Genomic DNA, 20,304 nt, shown 5'->3' with positions numbered 1-20,304 from the left:
AGATGATAATTATAGGAAGGGTGAAGAGTATGAATAAGCAGTCTTTAATGCTCATTAGCCTATTATTTTCAAGTAGTTCACTTGCATTAGATTACTTCCCCAATCGTGGTGGTTTTAACGTTGAGGTGAAAAGTTACCAGGAAAAGTTGTTTGGTGATGTTTATCGTCAGCAATATGATTTTAGTTGCGGATCAGCCGCTGTAGCTTCTCTCTTAAAATTTCACTACAAAATTGATAAAACAGAACAGCAAATATTTGAATATATGTTCGAACATGGAAATAAGGAAAAGATTGAACAACAAGGCTTTTCCATGTTGGATATGAGGAACTATTTAATGTCACTTGGGCTTGATGCTAATGGCTACAATATTCCTCTGGATAAATTTAAAAAATTACGAATTCCGGCGATTACCATTGTTAACTTTGATGGCTATATGCATTTTGTTGTTATAAAAGGAATGAATTCAACAGATGTAATATTGGGTGATCCATCAAGAGGCACAATGATGATGCCAATTAAGGATTTTGAAACTTATTATAAAGGTGCCGTTCTTTTGGTTAAAAGTAATGCGAGAGTGGGGCGTGAAAGCTTTATAACTGCGGATAACTATAATATATATACACCTTCCCCAACCTCAGAAGCGATAGTCAGAGATTCATTATCAACATTTAGCATTACTTTACCTGGTCCGAATGATTATTAGAGGCTAGTATGAAAAAGTTAACTCAGCTATTAGTTGTGTCAGCAATAAGCTGTTCTGCTGTGATAGCACAAGCTTCCATTTCCTTCATGACAGTCGATGATACAAAGTTGACCTCGCTGTCTGACGATGAGATGTCAACGCTACGTGGTGGGTTTGTTACCATCAACGATGAAAGTATCATCAATATAGGGCTATCTATTAATACAGCAATTGATGGGCAGCCAATCCTTTCAACACATATTGCTGATCTAACAATAAATAATGGCGTGTTGACGGGAAAAGACGGTACAACATATGAAGATATTAACCCTTTGAATTTAGTTCAGGTTAGCTCTAATAGTGTCGTAACGAAACCATTGAGTGGTGATGCTGTTGGCGTTGTTATTCAAAATGATGTTAATGGCAAAATAATTAACACGGAAACTATTCTCGATATTGAAGCGGATGTTGACAGCTTTAATCATCAGACTCTATTTAGAAGCCGTTTAGAAAACTCTATCCTTTACAATGGATATTAATATGTGAGCATATCTATTATCACATTCAGTTGTACTTTTTTGTCATTTAAAGGGCATTGTTATTAACAATGCCCTTTTTGTTTGCTATTGTTTAAAGTCGACCTATAAAAAGTTCAATTTTATTTTTCTTTTCTTAATTTATTTAAGTTGTTGATAATGTTGTTTATTGTCAGTATTGAATGAGAAAGTATTATTCTTATAGAAGATTTCTTACTTGTGATACGGTGCAAACTATCTGGTTATTGCCTATATTTTTATTACACAATAATAAAATGCACATTGTTTAGAAGGTGACTTCGATGGTGGCTCAATGTCAAAATAAATCAATTAATGGTCGTTTAGTTGCAATTGGATGTAACTATGAACCTTGGATTGCGCTGTTAGAACAATCAGGTTGGAAAACTCATTGCTGTTATGACCTCCGCACGGCTGATTCAATCTTGGAAGAATACAGTCCTTGTATATGTGTTGTTGATTTAAGCAATAATGATTTTAGCTTAAATAGCATTTCTTTAAGGGCAAATAAAACCAAACAAGTTAAATGGATTGCGATAATTAAAAAGGAACAGTTGAAAACTGATGCTATTTGTCAGTTTATCAATAACTTCTGTGTCGATTACTTCTCTGTTCCTATTCCTGGCAGCCATTTGCTTGATACCGTCGGGCATCAACTTGGTATGCTTGAGATTGAAGCAAGCTCTTGGGTTGAGATTACCTCTCAGCATGACATGGGGTTATTTGGTGAATCCAAATCGATTAAGCAATTGCGAGATATGGTGCGCCGAGTAGCCATGACAGAGGTAAATGTCTTTTTGACAGGTGAAAATGGTACAGGTAAAGAGTTGATTGCTAAATCAATCCATAACTTGTCTAAGCGTAAAAACTCACCATTTATCACTATCAATTGCGCATCGTTAACGCGTGATGATGACAAGATGGCGTTGCTAAACGGTACCCATCGCAACGAAGATGGCTCTGCGTTCAACGGCACCATCATGCTTGATAATGTTGAAGAGTTATCGCGTGATCTTCAGGATGATTTATTAGCTTACCTACAAGCACCGAGTAACGATAGCTTAGATGACGACTCTGGTTGTGATGTTAGGGTTGTCGCATCGTCAAGTGCCGATCTGGAAGCCGCTGTTGCTAATGGTGAGTTCAGTAAGGAGCTCTTCTATCGGTTAAATGTGTTCCACATTAAAGTACCAACACTTCGCGAACGTGGGTCTGACATTTTCTTATTAGCTGAAACCTTCTTGACCAAGTTCGCCAGAGAATATAGCACGATGGCATCGACCTTCTCTGAAGATTCTAAACAGTTGCTATTACGCTATAGCTGGCCTGGTAATGTGAGAGAGCTCATCAATCAGGTTAAGCGTGCAGCGCTATTGGCTGAAGGTAATGAAGTGAAGGCTGAACATTTTGATTTACCAAGTAAAGCAAACCTTAAGCAGAGCTTACGTAATATCAAAGATGAAGCTGAGAAGGATGTGTTGGTGGCTGTGCTTGAAACGCATCGTGGTCAGGTTGCTTCAGCGGCTAAAGATCTTGGTGTGTCACGAGCAACCATGTACCGCTTATTGAACAAGCACAACATTGTACCTGATGTTAGGCATTACAATAACGGTGGTTATGCTAGAGAGTAAATCACCAAAGTAACTACGGTTCTTCGATAGACAACAAAAAAGCCCTAATAAGGGCTTTTTTGTTGTCTATGCTATTTGGGTTTATAGCAAGATAATATCGTTAGCGAGTGCGTCATCAGCATCATTGAGAAATAGCTGATCTGGACACTCTGCCAGTAACTCTTCTTCTGTCGGGGCAACAAACGTCGCCATATTCAATGTATCCATTCATATATTCCTTGTTCTGTTGCAACGCATACTTGGCTAACTGTTGATATTCAAGAAGCTGAGCATATGTCTTCAGTTTTATTCTTGAGGCTAGCTTTGATAAATGACAGCGTGATGAAAGTTAGATGTAGCTCTCAAATCCAATGTTGCCCTGTACATTCTTTGCGCAATGCTTGCTTATCTGCGAAGCATGAAACGTAGGTGCTCCCTGGATGCTGTCCGTTGGCCAGCAGCATTCTGAAGCGAAAAGATCTGCTTATAGATGGTGTAATAACGGTTGATGTTACCCACATAAGTGATGGGTTCAAGGCCGACTTCTTCGCGTACCACCACTTCAACATTGTTGAACCACTTGGTTGGGTCAAAGCCTCTTTCTTCGGCTACTTTGCGCAGGCGGCGTATACGGTTTGGACCAGCGTTATAGCTTGCTAGGGCAAAGTAGAGTTGGTTGATCTCATCCGTTTCATCATCGGCAATATATTGCTCTCGGATGAAGTCCATATATTTTACCCCGGCATGGATGTTGTTATCTATATTCTGAATGTTGCTAATATTGATATAGGGCTCTCTGGCTGTTTGTGGCAACACCTGCATGATACCGACAGCCCCGGCATGGGAACGTTTGGATTGATCAAATTGCGACTCCTGAAAGGCTTGGGCTGCGATGATCAGCCAGTTCATATCGTACATGTTTGAGTAGCGGATGAACCTTTCTTCAAGCGATTTAAATTTTTCGATGTTCTTGGTACTGACCACTTTCTTAAACCAGACCTTGCTATTGAGGTAACGGTTGAAAATAACATTGCCGTTGAGTGTCCCTCTACGGTTCTCTTTAATGAAGCTGTTAATGAGCTCCCCAAGCTTAGGGCTGTCTTTACGGTAGCTCCAGCCAATGCTGGCATTTTTCCTGATAGGGTAGTCGTAGTGGATTTGTAAATCGTCAGTCACCAGATCCCAGAATTCAGCTTTGTGCGAGTCAAGTACCGTCATGGGGATGAGCCCATCTTGGATCATTTGCAATAGCTCATAGTCTTGTAATGTTTCCTCCAAAAAGTGGACAAACATTGGCTCTAGCCCCTTATCGGTGAGGCGTTTGTTTATCTTTCTGATACTTTGGTAATAACTTGAACTAGCGCGAACCCAGACGCTTTTTTCAGACAAGTCGCTGAGCTTGGTGATAGGGTTTCGGGTAGTATGCGTGATCAGCAGTTCATTGATGTCGGTAAGGATTGGAGTACTAAAATCGACATGTTTCTTTCGCCGTTTGGTAATAGTGAGATTTGCCGCTGCGATATCCCCTACACCTGCGATGAGGGCTGGAAAAAGCTGATCTCGGTGTACGGGAATGATTTGCAGCCGGTGGCGTTGCTGCGTTTCGAGTAGTATGTGTTTTTCAAATAACAGCAGCATCTCGGAGATCATCCCCTTGGGCTGGCCTCTGTCCAGATAATAAAACCCAAGATCGGCGGCAACCAGGACGCGAATCACTTTTTTCTCTGTGAGGGTAGGGAGATCACCGGTGTATTTATCTTGCGGAATGGGCGACACCTCGAAGGCCGGTGCCAGTGAAGAAAACCCTATCCCGATGATGAGCATGAAAAACCAGATAGTACGCATAGCGGATACCTTTACTGCAATGTATTTGAGTATAGGAGATTGCTAGGCAAGCTAACGAGATGACAAAAATATGAGTTAATCCTAATCTCTCACATGGTTTGCGAGTAGCCTCACGCTTTGATGGAAGAGGTAAAATTGGGCGAGAAAATGCGTTCATGGCGAGTCTAGTTTTTCACTCTATGTCACAGAATAAAATCAAGTAATTTTTTTTAATTTTCTTAGCTTTGAGCCAAATAAATCGGTTGACAAAATGAAGCTGTTTCACGCGAAAATTTCGTTTTTGAGAGTTCACCGAAAACATCGGTTGCAACCTGTACTCTCTTAGTAAAATACTGATTTAGATCAATGTTTCTATTCCTGAATTCTCGCTTAATACCCCACATCTAGTACCAGCCCCATTACTAGACCCTATATTTAGTGGTTTAGTGACAGTGTCATTTTTTAGGAGCTTTGTGTGAACCCTGTTGTGATCAAGCGTGATGGATGCCAAGTACCGTTTAATACCAAGCGTATTAAAGAAGCGGTACTCAGTGCTGCCGAGTCTGTAGAGTCAATGGATGCGGCGTATGCTGAATCTATTGCTGAGGAAGTGCTTTCTCAGTTTGAAAACCAAGCTCAGGTGGAAATCCATGCAATCCAAGATGCGGTTGAAGATCACCTGATGAATGGTCCACACAAAGAAGTTGCTCGTGCCTATATCGAATATCGTCATGACCGCGATCTTGCTCGAGAGAAGAAAAGCCACCTTAATGGTGAAATTCGTGGCTTGATTGATCAAAGCAATGCTTCGTTGCTAAACGAGAATGCGAACAAAGATGGCAAGGTGATCCCAACTCAACGTGATCTGCTTGCTGGTATTGTGGCGAAACACTATGCGAAGCAGCACCTGCTACCTCGTGACATTGTATCGGCACATGAAGACGGCGATATCCATTTCCATGATTTGGACTACTCACCCTTCTTCCCGATGTTTAACTGCATGCTGATCGACTTGAACGGTATGCTGACCCATGGTTTCAAAATGGGTAATGCAGAAATTGATACGCCAAAATCAATTTCGACAGCGACAGCTGTGACAGCTCAGATTATTGCACAGGTAGCTAGCCATATTTACGGTGGTACTACGATTAACCGTATTGACGAAGTACTGGCTCCGTATGTAACAGTTAGCTATGAAAAGCACCTGAAAGTGGCGAAAGAGTGGGATGTCCCTGAGCCAGAAGCGTTTGCCAAAGCTCGTACAGAGAAAGAGTGCTATGACGCATTCCAGTCGCTTGAGTACGAAGTAAACACATTGCACACGGCAAACGGCCAAACCCCATTTGTGACCTTCGGCTTTGGTCTTGGTACCTCTTGGGAATCTCGCCTGATTCAGTCGTCTATCTTGAGAAACCGTATTGCGGGTTTGGGCAAGAACCACAAGACAGCCGTATTCCCGAAACTGGTGTTTGCGATTAAAGACGGCCTGAACCACAAGCCGGAAGATGCTAACTACGATATTAAGAAGTTGGCACTAGAGTGTGCTTCCAAGCGCATGTACCCAGATATTCTTAACTACGACAAAGTGGTTGAAGTCACGGGCTCGTTCAAAACGCCAATGGGCTGTCGTAGCTTCCTTGGTGCATACGAAGAAAATGGCGAGCTTATCCACGAAGGCCGTAACAACATCGGTGTGGTGAGTTTGAATCTACCACGTATTGCCCTTAAAGCTAAAGGTGATGAAGCACGCTTTTTCGCTATGCTGGATGAGAAGCTGGTGCTAGCACGCCGTGCACTAGAAACCCGGATCAGCCGCCTTGAGGGTGTTAAAGCCCGTGTTGCGCCAATTCTATACATGGAAGGGGCGTGTGGTGTTCGCTTGAAGCCTGATGATGATGTATCTGAAATCTTCAAAAATGGCCGTGCGTCGATTTCATTGGGCTACATTGGTATCCATGAAACAATCAATGCACTTTACGGCACTGGCACACATGTTTACGACAGCGAAGCACTGCGAGATAAAGCCATTGCGATCGTTAAGCGCCTGAAGGATGCGACAGAGCTTTGGAAGCAAGAAACGGGTTACGGCTTTAGCTTGTACAGTACCCCAAGCGAGAACTTGTGTAGTCGCTTCTGTGCTATTGATGCGAAAGAGTTCGGTGTGGTTGAAGGGGTAACTGACAAGGGTTACTACACCAATAGCTTCCACTTGGATGTTGAGAAGCAGGTGAACCCTTACGATAAGATTGATTTCGAACTGCCTTATCCGGAAATCGCCAATGGTGGCTTCATTTGTTACGGTGAATACCCGAACATTCAGCATAATGTTGAAGCGTTGGAGAATGTGTGGGATTACAGCTACTCTCGCGTCCCATACTACGGGACGAATACCCCGATCGATGAGTGCTACGACTGCGGTTTTACTGGTGAATTCGATTGTACAAGCAAAGGCTTTACCTGCCCTAAGTGTGGCAACCATGATCCTTCAAAGGTATCCGTAACTCGCCGTGTGTGTGGTTATCTTGGTAGCCCTGATGCACGTCCATTCAACTTCGGTAAGCAAGAAGAAGTGAAACGCCGCGTTAAGCATATGTAAGTTGCGTTTGAACATGGCTAAAGTTGCACTGGTAAATGACTAGTGCAATAAAACCCGACTGTATTTTCAAAAGTGCCGATAGCGGCACTTTTTTCTTTGGTAAACGTTATGAATTATCACAATTACTACCCAGTTGATGTTGTTAACGGCCCAGGCACCCGTTGTACCTTATTCGTTTCAGGTTGCGAGCATCAATGCCGTGGTTGTTATAACAAGAGCACTTGGCGCCCTGATGCGGGCCATGCGTTTACCCAAGAAATGGAAGATCAGATCATTGCCGACCTAAACGATAGCCGTATTAAGCGTCGTGGGTTATCACTTTCTGGTGGTGACCCACTGCATCCAGCAAACGTGTCGAGTGTGCTGCAGTTAGTGCAGCGTGTGCGCGAAGAGTGCCCAGGTAAGGATATCTGGCTTTGGTCCGGTTACCTATTGGCTGAACTCACGATAGAGCAAAAGGCAGTGATTGACCTTGTCGATGTCATGATTGATGGCAAGTTTGAGAAAGAGTTACATGACCCTTCGTTAGTGTGGAAGGGCAGTAGCAATCAGGTTATCCACTATTTTAAGTGCTAGGCTTCCATGTGTGCTGTACATAAAACAGACAAAACCCCTTGTTAGTTGTTGAGTTTTTGTAAACAGAACACCTGTTTAACTAAGTTATCCACTGTTTCTGTGTATAACTTTGGGAAAAGCAGGTGCATGAATTTCTTCCCGTCCTTCTACAATCTACTCAGATGATTTCATCTGTGATTCTATAATGCATATGGTTTTATATGCTTCATTTGTTTCCTGGTTTGGTTTTATTTAATTTATTTATCATTTGATTCGGTTAATTCAATAAATCTAACTACAATAGAAAATGCTTATTTAATGTAATGGTATTTCTTGTGGTAAATAGTTATTTACAACACCGCTGTGGATATTTTTAATTAATGTGTGCTATTTAATAATATTTGATATGATGTGGCCAAATCACGGTTTCTTTAAGTGGTTTGATTAAGAAAAAAGGATAAAGGATTACCTTTTTAGGGGTAGGAATATCATTTAAATAGAGTGTTTTTTATTGGGTCGCACAGGTTGACGAGTTTTTTATCAAGGCTTTCTTCAAATCCTTATCTTATTGCGGTGAGTAACGTCTTTATCATGGCGTTGCCTGTATCACTGATCGCTACGTTTTGTAACTTGATTGCGTTTCTGGCTGCAGAGGGCGGCTATAGCAGCGTTAGCCTCACTGTTGGCTACGTGGGTCAGATGACGGGGCACATGTTCCCGATCTTGCTCAACATCTACTTGGCAACGTATGTTGCTTCAACTCGGCGCCTACCAAAAGCCGCTGCTATCTCATGCTCGTTAGCCGTGTTTTTTATTGTTTCTCAAAAATGGAATTTGATCTCTCCGGTTATACCTCTTCCTAATAATTTCGCGCTCTCTTTGCTCTCGGCTTATATCACTTGTATTGTTATTGGGTATATAAAACAAGTTCGTTATTTTTCGCTGTCAGATTTTAATAGTGTTGTTGATAATTCAGCGAACATGATCATGATATGTATATTGTCATTAGGCAGTGTTCTTTCCTTTTTCTTTATTGCCGAGCTGTTTTTTGAAGCTTATATTTTACCCTTGGTCCAATTGCCGTCACTTGACCCATCGTCATTTTATGACGGTCTGCTTTATGAGTTCATTCGGGGGGTATTATGGAGTGTAGGGGTTAACGGGCACAATGTGCTTCATATGTTCAAGACAGAGCTCTATGACATTACTGTCGCCAATATGGCGGATTGGCATAACTTTGGTACCGAACTCAACATCATTAGTACGAACTTCTATGACTTCTATACGGGCATGGGAGGAAGTGGGAACACCATTAGCCTCGTTCTTTGCATGCTGTTTTTTTCAAAGAACAAAAACTACCGCATGCTGGCCAAGGCAGTACTGATCCTAAGTTTGTTCAATATAAACGAACCTGTGCTTTTCGGTGTACCGGTTATCTTTAATCCCATTATGATCGTCCCGTTTCTATTGGTGCCTTTGTCGAGCTTCCTGTTGGCCTATGGCGCAACTTATATCGGTTTAATACCACCATTGAGCGTGGTGCAAAGCTGGATAGTACCACCGGTAATTAGTGGGTATTTGGCAACAGAAGGCTCGCTAGTGACGCCGCTGTTTCAAATCGCTTTGATAGCATTTGGTATGGCGTTGTATTACCCGTTTTTCCGTTTTATGGACAAGCGTTCAACTGGATTGGATTTATCGTCTATTTTCAATAACCGTTTCTTTAACGACGAAGAAATCCAGACCCGTTCTCGGTTAACCAGCTTCATTCCGTCATTACAGAGCAATCTTGAAGCTCAAAAAGAAGTGGAGTCGCTACAGTCGAATGGATCGTTCGTTTTGCACTACCAGCCACAAGTAGATGTAAATACACAGGATGTTGTAGGGTTTGAAGTACTTATTCGCTATCAAACTAAAGATGGAAAAATAAAACCGCCTTACTTTTTGAAGTCATTTTCACAGCTTGGCTTAATGCCAGAGTTGGACTTTTGGGTGATAGACCATGCCGTGAAAGCTGCCGCCCCCTATGCTAATAGCCCGGGCTTTTGTATCTCCATTAATGTCTCGCCTGAGACGGTGTTAACGAAAGGGTTTGTTAAATCCCTGAAGCGGATTGTGGCTCAAAGCGAACTTAGTTTTGAACAGGTTGAAATTGAGATCACCGAAGAGCTATTGGTCAAAGATGAAGCTAAAACCGCTAAAATCATTAATGAGCTACAGGCCCTGGGGCTATCTGTCGCATTGGATGATTTTGGTACTGGCTACTCTTCATTGGCTTATTTATCACGCTTTGACTTTGATAAAATTAAGATTGATCGCTCGCTAGTGCTGAACCTGGATACTGAACGAGGAAAGAGCTTGTTTGGTGTTGTTGTACAGCTCAGTAGAATTACCAACGCGCAAATTTTGGTGGAAGGCATCGAGACGGATAAGGATCTCGCCTTTATCGCTGAGTTGGGTGTACGGTATGTGCAGGGCTATTACTACTATCGGCCTATGTCATTGGAAGCGCTAGAAGCTGATGGAATTATCCTATCTTCGGTGAATAGGGTTTCATCTGAGGGCGAACTAGGGTAAATTCCTCCCTCAATTTTGCTGTAGGAGGCGTTATGTCACGCACCATTATTTATACATATAAGAAGCAAGAGAAAACTATGACGTTTTCCTATTCTCAGTACCGCACCATCCACGAGGCGGTTGCAGCAGCGGAAGGTATCGACTTAACCCAGTACCTGCAAATGGAGCAGCAGGTCGAGGCCGTTTCTTCGGGTAGCAAGGCGGTTCGAGATTTTCGAGATAGCCACTTCCGCAAACTTGGCTTTGGCAAAATCTCGCTTGCCAAGAAAGAAAACCGTGGCGTTGGCCAGAAATAATCTTTATAGCCCTGCCTCTTGGTGGGGCTTTTCTTTTCGCTTCATCCAACCTAAATAGACACAATAGCCCGCAATCGCTGCAAACACGTGCTTAATCGGGTGGCCGCTCATCGTGCCTCCCAGTAGCTGGTAAATTTCATCATCGTAAGATTCAGCTCCCTTAGCGAGCACATACCAAAATAGAGCGTAGATATAGTAATGCGAATGGGTATAGCGAGAAGGGTAAAGTTTAATAATCAGTGGCAGGTGTATGATGGGCAGAAGCTGTACTAACACATAGGCGGCCATATTTCCCCTGCCTGTGGTGACATCAGTCATGTACCAATAGAGCACGGACAAAATACCGTAGCCAATGAGGAGAAATAGCATTCGCCGCCCCAGCTCAGGCGATAGGCACTCGGCAATCACGATACAATATAGGCAAACAAAGCCCGTTGTGATCGGTATGCGATCCACCATTAATGAAAATGCATCAGGCGTATAATGGTAATAGGAAGATCCAATAAAAGCGCCGATTAAGCTAATAAAAAAAAGAGGATAGGCTGGGCGGACTTTTGCAACATGCTGATAATGGCGTATTGATCGTAAGAGGCCTAAAATACCGACGAGCAGAAACCCTAAGTTAGAAACCACATTCCAGAAATGTGGCACGCCTAATATAAGGCGCTGGTCAGCATAATTGTAAAAGTTGCGGCTTTGATGAATAGGGGAAAAGTAGATGGCAAGGGCGGCGAGAAAAATGGCGATACTAACCAGTAGGCCATACCGCCAGTCATAAAGGTCTCTCTTGTATGGTTTCACCGTCATGTTGTTCCTAGCTTGAGCATTCCTCTTTCATTATAGCGATACCTTCTTTAAAGCATGTGGTCCAAGCTTGTTTAACTGCCTCGTTATATCTAGGGTCACACATACTGACCGCTTCCAATAAGCACTCAAGCCAAATATCGAAATCAACAGGGTTTACCCCAATACCCTTTGGTCCGTGCCGTTGACCGAATACCCGAATAGATTCCCTTGCTTGTTCTGAGGTGGATGCCAATAAGATCATCACAATTGAGGCTTTGATCATTTTGATCTGCTTTTGCATATCAACCCCATCAAACATTTGGCGGAATTTTTCATCTCTTTTGAAAAACAGATCGTAAAAAACCTCAAAGAAATTACTGTGTCTTAAACAGCGCTCGTAGCTGTCATTGAATTGTTCGTGAAAATCCATTTCTGCTCCGTTCAGCAAGGAAGAGATAGAGTAAGGCGCAACATAAGTATGGTTATGCCGGTTCGGAATAACAAAATGTGACGGGAAAACTGTGAGGCAACAGCGAAAAATGCCCGCATAAATAGCGGGCATCTATATGATAAGTAGCGAAATTATGCTGCGCGATGACGCTGGCGTAGCATACCCGCGATTGCTTCTAGGCTGCACAGGATAAGGCCAAGCCAGATAAACCCGAAGCTGACAGCTTTGACTTCATCGAACACTTCACCAAACAAAAATACAGCCAGCAAAAATTGCAAGGTAGGCTCTATGTATTGCATTAAACCCACCATGGTTAAGCTGGTTCGGCTAATGGCGAGGGCAAAGAAAATCAGCGGTGCTAACGTAACCGGAGCCGAGCCAATATAAAGCAATAGCGTAGACACATCCGAAGCAAACACGGTACTGCTGCCTGTGCTGATCGTATACAGCAGATAAGTCAACGCTACTGGCGCTAAGAGCATAGACTCAACGGTCACCGAGGTTAAGGCATCGTACTTGATATGTTTCTTGCACAGGCCATATAGGGCAAAGAAGCTACCCATGATCAGCGAAATCCAAGGCAATTCCCCGTAGTGCCATACTTGGTACCCAATACCGACAATACCGAGAATAGAAGCGATTAACTGGGCAGAGCTCAGGCGTTCTTTAAGAAAAAGCACCCCAAGCGCAATGGCAAACAACGGGTTGATAAAAAAGCCCAGGCTGGCTTCAAGCACATTTCCTTGGGTTAGCGCCCATGTAAACGCATACCAAGATACGCACATGATTAAACCCGCCAAGCCGCACATGGCTAACGAGCGCTTATCTTGCCATAGTGCAGAGAATGAAGGCATCGGGCGACGCAATAGCATGATCGCCAAAAGCATAAAGGGCACCGAAAAAATAATTCGGAATGACAAAAGCTCATTAATATCTGCTTGTGGCAGAAATTGGTAATACAGTGGCAAAATGCCCCAAAGCACAAAAGAGAACGCAGCCAGTGCATTCCCCGCACGATGAGTTTGCATATACAGCAACCTAAGTGAAGAGTGACGAAATTGCGTGCATTCTCGCATTAAAGTGAATGCGGGAAAAGGTGCATATAGAAATAAGTTTAAGTTATTTCAACAGGCGGGATTAATATACCCAGTTACTTCAAGTTATATGTTGAAGCAGCTTGGGTATAGGAGTGTGCTGGCTTTAATCCTTACTTTTTCATCGCAATGATTGTATGGATCAGCCACAACCGTTTTTTGCCAGTGAGGTGGGCAGAGTATTCCTGCTTTTTCTTCCACGAGATGATGTAGTACTCATTTAACAGATGCTCAAGTTCCCGCTGGCTATGGGTAAGAATGGGGAGTTGTTCATTTTCTTCCAGCGTTTCATTGCCCAAAAAGTGGCCACAAAAAATACCGTCATGGCACAAGCTGTTTTGGATGTTGTTCCATAGGATATTGAAATCGGTTTCGGTACTGAAAAACAAACAAGCACTGGCATTAATCAGGTTTGCCCGGGGAAATTCGTATTCGGCAAAGCTGCTAATTTGGATATCGAGATCAGGGTTGTCCCCGGTGAGTGGGTGCTGCGACAGGGTTTCAAGTCTGGGGATATCATTATCGAAGGCATAAACTTGGTAACCATTCTCTAATAGGTATAAGGTGTCGCGGCCTGTACCGCAGGCAATGTCGACCGCCACTTTTTTACCTGATCGGCTACCTAAAAACTCAATGGCCTCGACAAGGTGGGAGCGGGGAGTGAGAACCGTTTGGTTATTTAGGTTGGTTAGCCAGTCAATGGTTGCCATGCAGATACCCTCATAGTGACTTGAACGGCTTGAATCAAAATAAACTGTGGTTGGGCCGCTATCTGTGAGTAATTATAGCGCCTTTATTTAACCTCATAATTGTTAAGGGAGAATACCTCTTGAAATTGGTGCTTATCTGCCTGTGAATGTAGGGAAACCAAAGAAAAAATTGCATGAAAAGCGTTAAGTTTTGGTACTATACCCAAGTAGTTTGAGTAAAAGCGTTTATTCGAGCAGTCGCTTGATGCGATATACCACCACCATAGCAAATTGTGGTTTCATCTAAAATTGATGGTATTGCTTTGGTTGGGAAAAGTTAAATTTAAGAGAGAATAGAATGACTAAGTTGACCGCTGATACTAAAGCAAACATTGATGTGTTTGTGACTGATACGAAAGAATCTCAAGTTGTTTGGGGTCTTTGTAACGAAGAGGGTGACTGGCTTTCTGTTGCATCAAGCGAGTTTGAAGATTCAGAAGTGATGCCATTCTGGTCTGCTGAAGCCGATGCGAGTGAGCACTGTGCTGACGAGTGGGCTGAGTTTTCTGCTGTAATGATCCCACTGGATGTGTTTGTTGAAGACTGGATGATTACCCTGTCAGAAGATGGCGTACTTGTGGGCCTTAACTGGAACGCACAACTAGAAGGTTCAGAGCTTGAGCCAACAGATGTAGCGAAACTATACCTATAATTTTATTGGGTATTTTCGAATAGATTTGAAAGCCACAGCCCCTGCGCTGTGGCTTTTTTAATGGAGGTAATTCGTCATTGCTATAATCTAATTGACTGGATTGTCACTAGGAGTGCGATGATGGTACTGTCAGAATGTCGTCAGCTACTTGCTGACAAAACAATTATCGAAGCCCGTTTGGTCCATGACTTCTTTAGTGCTGGTTGGGGCATAAACTTCATTGATGCTGAGGGTAACGAGTATCCGATCACTGATACTTACGGCATACCTTGTAGTTATGATTCATTGAAACAAGCCGAGAATATTGTGCATCAAGTGGGGGATTGCCCTGTTTACGTCGATAGTTTATTCCGCTTTTCAGAACGCTAGAGCAGCGTCTGACTAAAGCAGCGAAGCGTATTGGCAATTTTGTCTTGCCAATAAAAGTACGATCGTGCTAAAAATAGGTTGTTCGTCACTGACCAAGTAATTGCAACCCTATGAGCAAAAGACAGACAACTCGTGAGCACATTTTGACAACGGCGTTTGACGTTGCCAGTACCGAAGGGCTAGATAGCCTGACGATCGGCCAGCTGGCTAAAGCGGCGGGCATGTCGAAGAGCGGTGTGTTTTCGCATTTTAACTCGAAAGAGAACTTGCAGGTTGCGGTCATAGAGTTTGCTGGGCAGCTGTTCGTCGAGCGGGTGATTCAGCCGGCACGTATCGAAGCACCTGACAGTATCGAGAAGAAGCTTCGGGTTTTGCTCAAGCACTGGTTAGAGTGGAACCAGTCGTTTCAGGGCAGTTGTATGTTTTTGGATGCGTGGAAAGATAAAGCCAATGCTGATTCACCATTACAATCTGCACTGCAAGCTTTGACGCGGCATTGGCTTGAATACCTTGCTGTCCAAATAGACAAGGCAAAGTCGCAGGGTGAGTTTAAGCCTAGCTTGGATACCTGGCAGGGCGTGTATCGCCTGTATGGCAATTACCTGAGTTGCCACCTATTCCATTCGCTGGCATTGGAAACCGATGACCGCCAGCGTTTTTGGCAAGGCATCGAAGATATGTTTACAGAGTGGCGCGTATAGCCCGGTAATAAGCCGGGTGTACTTGGCGCCCTTTTTATTAAGAATAAAAAGCACGACCGTTCTATTTTTTGAGGAAGAGAACAGCATGAGTAGCAAAATATACTTTCAACAAAAACAAGGCTTCAGCTTCCGTAAGAGTATGGTAAACCTGACTTCTCGTCTTCATCACCGTCTTGCACCAACTCATGCCAAGAAGTTTGCAAAGAAGCTGTTGTTAACACCTGTGCGCAGTACGCGTAATGTTGCCGAGCCAGAAGGCTTGATCCGTGAAGCGGTTGAAACTGCCGAGGGCAAAATGATGACCTACCGCCTTGGTTCAGGCCCGACATGGGTGCTAGGCCATGGTTGGTCTGGCTCATCGAGTCAGTTTTTCCCTCTGATGGAATATATCGCCGAAGCGGGTTTCACTGCGTTGGCGTTTGACAATCCAGCCCATGGTGAGAGTGAAGGACGGTTTGGCCACCTGCCGGGATTCGTATCAGCGTTGGATTCTGTCTTAGAGCAACAAGAAAGTATTGCCGGTGTTGTGGCCCATAGCATGGGGGGCGCGATGGTATTGGAAAGTCGCCACCAATGTTTAGAGAATAAGCCGGTGCTGCTAGTGGCGCCGGTGCTGAATTATACCGAGAACTTGCTATCAACGGTGGCCAGCTCCGGCTACTCAATGAGGCTATTTAACGAAGTGGTTGATGACATTGCCGAGGCTTACCAGTATCCGCTTGATAGTATTGATCCGATAAAGCGATTGTCGCAACGCCAAGCCAAGGCCGTCATTGTCCATGATACTGGCGATCGCTTTGCATCGTTTTCGGCATCAGAGCAGGCGAGCACAGAGTTTGATCATGTCACCTTGATTGCGACAGAAGGGCTAGGCCATGGTCGTATCTTGAAAAGCGAGCAGCTGCGCCAAGGTTTTGATTTATTGGCGAAAGCCTCATAAGGCTAGAGGCTGTTAACCAATATAGCAAAAGGGCTTACCTCGTTGAGGTAAGCCCTTTGTTTTATTTACTAATTTTTGCCTTTTGATACAAGGAGCTAGTTTGTACTCAGTTCCTTGTGGGCTTTTGCTTGCTCAAGGCGTTCCACTTCAGCATCAAGCTCTGCAATCTTTTCTTTCATCAGCTGGTGGCAATGGTCGGCCAGCTTGCGAGCATCCTGCAATTCATAGCCAGATACATCGATAGGGTCAAGCATTTCCGCGATGACAATACCGTTGTCACGCGCGTTGAGGGAAATCTTGCCGTGAATAGAGCTTACGCACATAGGAATAATAGGCACGCCAGCTTCGATGGCCATGCGAAAAGCACCGGTTTTAAATGGTAATAAACCACGGCCCTTGCTTCGCGTGCCTTCAGGGTACATCCATACCGACAGGTTGCGTTTGTGGATGGCTTCAGACACCTGCTGGATTGTATTGCGCGCCTTTGACTTGTTTTCACGGTCGATCAGGATATTACCGGTGATCCAGTAAAGCTGGCCGAAAAACGGGATCCATAGCAGGCTCTTTTTACCAATCGATACAGTACGCGGCGGCAACATGCCCGGAGAAGTCACGAAGTCATAAGTGTTTTGGTGATTAGAGATGTATACAGCCTTCGGAATACCATTAGCTTTTTCTTGGCCACGGTGTATTAGTTCAAGGCCAACTATCTTATGGAGTTGGTTGAACCAACGGCAGAAAAAGTGAACGTGCTTAGGGTTCCTTGGGCTGAAAATGCAGCAATATACCAAGGCGAAAAGCGTGGTAAAGACGATGAAGATGGTTGCAAGCATTATGCGAATTAATGAAAGCACGTGCATTCCTTTGTTCAAATACAAAACTGTGTTCATTATGGGATTTTTTTGGAGCGATGACCAGTAAGAACATGGCCTGGCGCGCTGATTTTCTCTATTAGGAGTCATTTTTTGACCCAAAATCAGGTGGTAAGCGAAAAAACTTAAACCGACTTCACATCCGCTGCTCAATAATTAAGTGCAATAGTGTGCTTATAAGAGGGACAAATATAATTACATAAACACAATCAGATACTTAGTTGCAGGTGACCGTGTACCTACTCAGGGCTTTCTGTTTTTTCGCCTCATTCCTATTTCTACCGCCAGTGGCAGCCGCTCCGAATATCGATACGTTGATTATCAACGGACAGGTTCATCAGGCACCTGATGATACAGTGGTCGGCGTGACGCGGGGCAAAATCAGCTACCTTGGAACGTTAGAAAAAATACAGCCCTTGCTAGGGGACACCACCCAAGTGATTGATCTTGAGGGGGCGGCTCTTTATCCCGGTTTTATTGAATTACACGCCCATGTTTTCGATAACATTATGTTTAGTCATCGAATTTGCCCACTGCAACGACTGGGGAACTCGCTAGCGATCGCCAATTGTGTTGCCATGGCGGAGCAATGGCCCAAGGAGCGTTGGGTGATGGGGTATTCACATGGGTTGCTCGATACGCTACCTAAAAACAGCCATCCACGGCAATGGTTAGATAAGCACTTTCCTGATCGCCCCGTTGTGGTGAGTGAGCCGCACTCGTTGATTGCATGGCTTAACACCCGCGCCCTCGAGCGCTTAAAAGTGACACGGTACAGTCTTGATGCCAAAGGGGGAAGAGTACTGCGAGACAGTCAGCACTACCCTAATGGTATAGTGGTGGGGGCGATTGCAGAGCAAGCACTAATGGAAGCCGTCCAATCCCACCCCATGACGTTTGCATCGAGCTTAACGAGTATGCAAGAGATACAAACGGCCTTTCACCAACAGGGGATAACCAGTTTGGCTGAGGGCGGCAGCTTATGGCAAGTTGGCAGCATTGATTTTTGGCTGGCGGTACTGGATAGCGGCCAGCTTGATGTGCGGGTGTCGGTACGACCCAGGCTGTCACCCTACCGCGGGGTGAACGAGCAGCTGGTGCAGCTGAAAAGCATTTTGCGTAATGATTTTGCTTCATCGCTGATTATCAACCAAGTCAAGATAAGTGTTGATGGGCAATATCACTTAGGTACCGCGCGGTTGAACTCCCCTTATTTATCACCCGCGATAGCCAGTGAAGAGAAGGGATTATTTTATTTCTCGCCGACGGAGCTGAATACGTGGCTGCAGCGGCTGCAGGCGCTTGGTTATGGCGCTTATCTCATTACGGAGGGGGATGCTGCTGTAGAAGCGGCGGTATATTCCATTCAAAACGCCCGTCGCATGAGCCAAGATCAACGGTTTACCTTGACCGACATGCATTTTGTTGAGCCAAATGTGCTGCAGTTAATACACAAATATGATGTGAGCGTAAATTTCACTGAGCTTCATGATAGGCGATACTTGTCGCGCCAAATGGCGAAAGAATTGCCCGGCTCTGTCTCTGAAAAAGTGACACTGGCGAGCTTGTCTCGTCATGGTATTAGCACGGCGTTAAGCAGCAAGGGGTATAACGGGGGGCATCAGTCCCCATTGGCGCAGATTAGCCAGTCTTTGCAGTTGGGTGAGCACGGCTTCGGCAGTGTGAGTGAGGCCATCGATAGCTATACCATTGAGCCAGCACGGGCATTGGGGATAGAAGGGATCACCGGGAGTATTGTATTAGGCAAATCAGCAGACTTTGTCGTGATGGAAAGGACACTGGATGAATTTGCCCATGAAGCAATTGCCGATGCTGTGATACTAATGACGCTCTATCAAGGGAAAGTGGTTTATGAGGCAGAAGAATTAAAGCAATCATTGTAAAGATTGAAAGTTCAACACCTTGTGAAAAGCTTCCATCTTCGACAACTCTTTTCAACATTGTTCTTACTACAGGCGTGAAATGGATCGCAGCGAAGGTGGTAAATTTATAAAATCGCTGGAAAACGAATGGGATTCACGCGATAAATGCCTTCGGTAGGTGCAAACACTATTCCTGATAGTAGCGATGGTTTTTAGTCAGACCATAATACCAAGACCATTAAGTATCTGATCAGATAATTGATGGAGTTGGTATTAGTACCTACCTCTTCTGTTGTGTGGAATTTCGAGGCTAATGTTGGTTAGCCTCCTTTTTTTCAGCCTACCGTCGATTTTTTCATCACCTATTGTCAATTCTTTTGCAACCACGTGGTTGTTGCGGCTGTGTATTGGTACTATTTGAAGATGACCGCATAAAAATGCAATAAAATTATTCAACCGCTCAAACTATGCTTAAGCCCAAAGCATGGACGGGTGTGGAGCACTTGATGAAGAAAACAAGTTTGGTGTCGTTTCTCGCTATCGTTGGACTGGCGGGGTGTAGTTCGTCACCAGATAGCATCGAACCTGAACCGACAGCGAACAACGAGGTAGGCAAACAATACCAGTACGTGCCGTTAAATGTACCATTTAACCAACAAGCTTCGTTTGATACTGTTTATCGTCAGTGGAAGGGGACACCATACCGCCTTGGTGGCACCACGCGTTCTGGGATTGATTGCTCCGCCTTTGTCCAAGTGGGCTATGCCGATGTCCATAACCTTCATTTGCCGAGAACAACTTCCCAGCAGGCGAAGCTGGGCAAATGGGTTGCATTAAACGATGTGCAAGAAGGCGACTTGGTCTTTTTTAAAACAGGGCGTAACTTGCGCCATGTTGGCATTTATGTGGGCGAGTCACAGTTCTTACATGCCTCGACTTCTCAAGGCGTTATGATATCAAGCCTGAAGAATCCGTATTGGCGCAGTGTATACTGGCAAGCCAGGCGGGTAACCAATTGATCTTGGCATATCAAGACAACAAATCTTTACGCATTCAACCGGAAACTTAGCGCCCGGTAGCACAAGTTCAGGTCGCGAAATTAGCGATCTCCC

Annotated in this window: 20 protein-coding genes; 13 read left to right on the top strand and 7 right to left on the bottom strand. The window is 44.3% G+C overall.

Annotation, left to right across the window (positions count from 1 at the left end; all coding sequences use genetic code 11):
• Positions 1 to 29 precede the first annotated feature (29 nt).
• The 3 genes from C9I98_RS01160 (at position 30) to C9I98_RS01150 (ending at position 2,868) form a co-directional block, all read left to right on the top strand.
• Positions 30 to 704 carry a C39 family peptidase gene (locus tag C9I98_RS01160; RefSeq protein ID WP_051902458.1) on the top strand — a complete coding sequence of 225 codons (675 nt, stop codon included), beginning with the start codon at positions 30 to 32 and terminating at the stop codon, positions 702 to 704.
• A gap of 8 nt (positions 705 to 712) precedes the next feature.
• The gene (locus C9I98_RS01155; protein WP_036827149.1) at positions 713 to 1,222 is read left to right on the top strand and encodes a hypothetical protein; all 510 of its coding nucleotides are present in this window, start codon (positions 713 to 715) and stop codon (positions 1,220 to 1,222) included.
• 299 nt (positions 1,223 to 1,521) lie between these two features.
• Positions 1,522 to 2,868, top strand: a complete 1,347-nt coding sequence (locus tag C9I98_RS01150; RefSeq protein ID WP_107271459.1) for a sigma-54-dependent transcriptional regulator — start codon at positions 1,522 to 1,524, stop codon at positions 2,866 to 2,868.
• Between the two features lie 81 nt (positions 2,869 to 2,949).
• Here the strand turns inward: C9I98_RS01150 and C9I98_RS26985 are convergent, their stop codons facing one another.
• Both C9I98_RS26985 and C9I98_RS01145 read right to left on the bottom strand, forming a co-directional pair.
• On the bottom strand, positions 2,950 to 3,075 hold the full coding sequence (locus tag C9I98_RS26985) for a hypothetical protein (RefSeq protein ID WP_275451434.1): 126 nt from the start codon (positions 3,073 to 3,075) through the stop codon (positions 2,950 to 2,952).
• A 177-nt stretch (positions 3,076 to 3,252) separates the two neighbouring features.
• Positions 3,253 to 4,692, bottom strand: a complete 1,440-nt coding sequence (locus C9I98_RS01145) for an MltF family protein (RefSeq protein WP_036823487.1) — start codon at positions 4,690 to 4,692, stop codon at positions 3,253 to 3,255.
• 454 nt (positions 4,693 to 5,146) lie between these two features.
• Here C9I98_RS01145 and nrdD point away from each other — a divergent pair, with 454 nt between their 5' ends.
• The 4 genes from nrdD to C9I98_RS01125 all read left to right on the top strand — a co-directional run bounded on the left by nrdD (position 5,147) and on the right by C9I98_RS01125 (position 10,695).
• Entirely contained in the window at positions 5,147 to 7,267 is a 2,121-nt protein-coding gene (gene nrdD / locus C9I98_RS01140; RefSeq protein ID WP_036825346.1) for an anaerobic ribonucleoside-triphosphate reductase, read from the top strand.
• Between the two features lie 108 nt (positions 7,268 to 7,375).
• Positions 7,376 to 7,843, top strand: a complete 468-nt coding sequence (gene nrdG, locus C9I98_RS01135; protein ID WP_036825348.1) for an anaerobic ribonucleoside-triphosphate reductase-activating protein — start codon at positions 7,376 to 7,378, stop codon at positions 7,841 to 7,843.
• A gap of 480 nt (positions 7,844 to 8,323) precedes the next feature.
• Entirely contained in the window at positions 8,324 to 10,399 is a 2,076-nt protein-coding gene (locus tag C9I98_RS01130) for an EAL domain-containing protein (RefSeq protein ID WP_245907063.1), read from the top strand.
• 32 nt (positions 10,400 to 10,431) lie between these two features.
• The gene (locus C9I98_RS01125; RefSeq protein WP_036823239.1) at positions 10,432 to 10,695 is read left to right on the top strand and encodes a DUF2960 domain-containing protein; all 264 of its coding nucleotides are present in this window, start codon (positions 10,432 to 10,434) and stop codon (positions 10,693 to 10,695) included.
• A 3-nt stretch (positions 10,696 to 10,698) separates the two neighbouring features.
• Here the strand turns inward: C9I98_RS01125 and C9I98_RS01120 are convergent, their stop codons facing one another.
• From C9I98_RS01120 to C9I98_RS01105, 4 genes are all read right to left on the bottom strand, one after another.
• On the bottom strand, positions 10,699 to 11,502 hold the full coding sequence (locus C9I98_RS01120) for a ceramidase domain-containing protein (protein ID WP_051902215.1): 804 nt from the start codon (positions 11,500 to 11,502) through the stop codon (positions 10,699 to 10,701).
• Between the two features lie 7 nt (positions 11,503 to 11,509).
• Entirely contained in the window at positions 11,510 to 11,911 is a 402-nt protein-coding gene (locus tag C9I98_RS01115; protein ID WP_036823242.1) for a globin, read from the bottom strand.
• 152 nt (positions 11,912 to 12,063) lie between these two features.
• Positions 12,064 to 12,960 carry an EamA family transporter RarD gene (gene rarD, locus C9I98_RS01110; RefSeq protein ID WP_036823246.1) on the bottom strand — a complete coding sequence of 299 codons (897 nt, stop codon included), beginning with the start codon at positions 12,958 to 12,960 and terminating at the stop codon, positions 12,064 to 12,066.
• A 179-nt stretch (positions 12,961 to 13,139) separates the two neighbouring features.
• Positions 13,140 to 13,736, bottom strand: coding sequence for a hypothetical protein (locus C9I98_RS01105; protein WP_036823247.1), 597 nt, complete (start codon positions 13,734 to 13,736; stop codon positions 13,140 to 13,142).
• Between the two features lie 337 nt (positions 13,737 to 14,073).
• Between C9I98_RS01105 and C9I98_RS01100 the strand changes: the two genes are divergently transcribed.
• The 4 genes from C9I98_RS01100 (at position 14,074) to C9I98_RS01085 (ending at position 16,437) form a co-directional block, all read left to right on the top strand.
• Positions 14,074 to 14,427, top strand: coding sequence for a DUF2750 domain-containing protein (locus tag C9I98_RS01100; protein WP_036823249.1), 354 nt, complete (start codon positions 14,074 to 14,076; stop codon positions 14,425 to 14,427).
• A 117-nt stretch (positions 14,428 to 14,544) separates the two neighbouring features.
• Entirely contained in the window at positions 14,545 to 14,796 is a 252-nt protein-coding gene (locus C9I98_RS01095; protein ID WP_245907062.1) for a hypothetical protein, read from the top strand.
• A gap of 110 nt (positions 14,797 to 14,906) precedes the next feature.
• Complete coding sequence (locus tag C9I98_RS01090) at positions 14,907 to 15,497, top strand: TetR/AcrR family transcriptional regulator (protein WP_036823251.1); 591 nt, start codon at positions 14,907 to 14,909, stop codon at positions 15,495 to 15,497.
• An 85-nt stretch (positions 15,498 to 15,582) separates the two neighbouring features.
• Entirely contained in the window at positions 15,583 to 16,437 is an 855-nt protein-coding gene (locus tag C9I98_RS01085; RefSeq protein WP_107271458.1) for an alpha/beta hydrolase, read from the top strand.
• A 95-nt stretch (positions 16,438 to 16,532) separates the two neighbouring features.
• On the opposite strand, the gene C9I98_RS01080 is transcribed toward C9I98_RS01085, so the two are convergent.
• Positions 16,533 to 17,291 (bottom strand): 1-acylglycerol-3-phosphate O-acyltransferase, encoded by a 759-nt coding sequence (locus tag C9I98_RS01080; protein ID WP_036816038.1) that lies wholly within the window; start codon positions 17,289 to 17,291, stop codon positions 16,533 to 16,535.
• Between the two features lie 251 nt (positions 17,292 to 17,542).
• On the opposite strand from C9I98_RS01080, the gene C9I98_RS01075 reads away from it, so the two are divergent.
• Positions 17,543 to 19,213, top strand: coding sequence for an amidohydrolase (locus C9I98_RS01075; protein WP_036816039.1), 1,671 nt, complete (start codon positions 17,543 to 17,545; stop codon positions 19,211 to 19,213).
• A gap of 485 nt (positions 19,214 to 19,698) precedes the next feature.
• Entirely contained in the window at positions 19,699 to 20,211 is a 513-nt protein-coding gene (locus C9I98_RS01070; RefSeq protein WP_051901773.1) for an NlpC/P60 family protein, read from the top strand.
• Positions 20,212 to 20,304: the final 93 nt, after the last annotated feature.

Origin of the sequence: Photobacterium sanctipauli (assembly GCF_003026495.1) — a bacterium.
Lineage (GTDB): Bacteria > Pseudomonadota > Gammaproteobacteria > Enterobacterales > Vibrionaceae > Photobacterium > Photobacterium sanctipauli.
The sequence above is the reverse complement of the archived record's forward strand: the minus strand, read 5'-3'. Positions and strand labels throughout refer to the sequence as shown.

Coding starts and splice junctions, on each gene's coding strand:
- C9I98_RS01160 (WP_051902458.1), top strand. CDS start 30: ATGAATAAGCAGTCTTTAATGCTCATTAGCCTATTATTTTCAAGTAGT.
- C9I98_RS01155 (WP_036827149.1), top strand. CDS start 713: ATGAAAAAGTTAACTCAGCTATTAGTTGTGTCAGCAATAAGCTGTTCT.
- C9I98_RS01150 (WP_107271459.1), top strand. CDS start 1,522: ATGGTGGCTCAATGTCAAAATAAATCAATTAATGGTCGTTTAGTTGCA.
- C9I98_RS26985 (WP_275451434.1), bottom strand. CDS start 3,075: ATGGATACATTGAATATGGCGACGTTTGTTGCCCCGACAGAAGAAGAG.
- C9I98_RS01145 (WP_036823487.1), bottom strand. CDS start 4,692: ATGCGTACTATCTGGTTTTTCATGCTCATCATCGGGATAGGGTTTTCT.
- nrdG (WP_036825348.1), top strand. CDS start 7,376: ATGAATTATCACAATTACTACCCAGTTGATGTTGTTAACGGCCCAGGC.
- C9I98_RS01125 (WP_036823239.1), top strand. CDS start 10,432: ATGTCACGCACCATTATTTATACATATAAGAAGCAAGAGAAAACTATG.
- C9I98_RS01120 (WP_051902215.1), bottom strand. CDS start 11,502: ATGACGGTGAAACCATACAAGAGAGACCTTTATGACTGGCGGTATGGC.
- C9I98_RS01115 (WP_036823242.1), bottom strand. CDS start 11,911: ATGGATTTTCACGAACAATTCAATGACAGCTACGAGCGCTGTTTAAGA.
- rarD (WP_036823246.1), bottom strand. CDS start 12,960: ATGCAAACTCATCGTGCGGGGAATGCACTGGCTGCGTTCTCTTTTGTG.
- C9I98_RS01105 (WP_036823247.1), bottom strand. CDS start 13,736: ATGGCAACCATTGACTGGCTAACCAACCTAAATAACCAAACGGTTCTC.
- C9I98_RS01100 (WP_036823249.1), top strand. CDS start 14,074: ATGACTAAGTTGACCGCTGATACTAAAGCAAACATTGATGTGTTTGTG.
- C9I98_RS01095 (WP_245907062.1), top strand. CDS start 14,545: ATGATGGTACTGTCAGAATGTCGTCAGCTACTTGCTGACAAAACAATT.
- C9I98_RS01090 (WP_036823251.1), top strand. CDS start 14,907: ATGAGCAAAAGACAGACAACTCGTGAGCACATTTTGACAACGGCGTTT.
- C9I98_RS01085 (WP_107271458.1), top strand. CDS start 15,583: ATGAGTAGCAAAATATACTTTCAACAAAAACAAGGCTTCAGCTTCCGT.
- C9I98_RS01070 (WP_051901773.1), top strand. CDS start 19,699: ATGAAGAAAACAAGTTTGGTGTCGTTTCTCGCTATCGTTGGACTGGCG.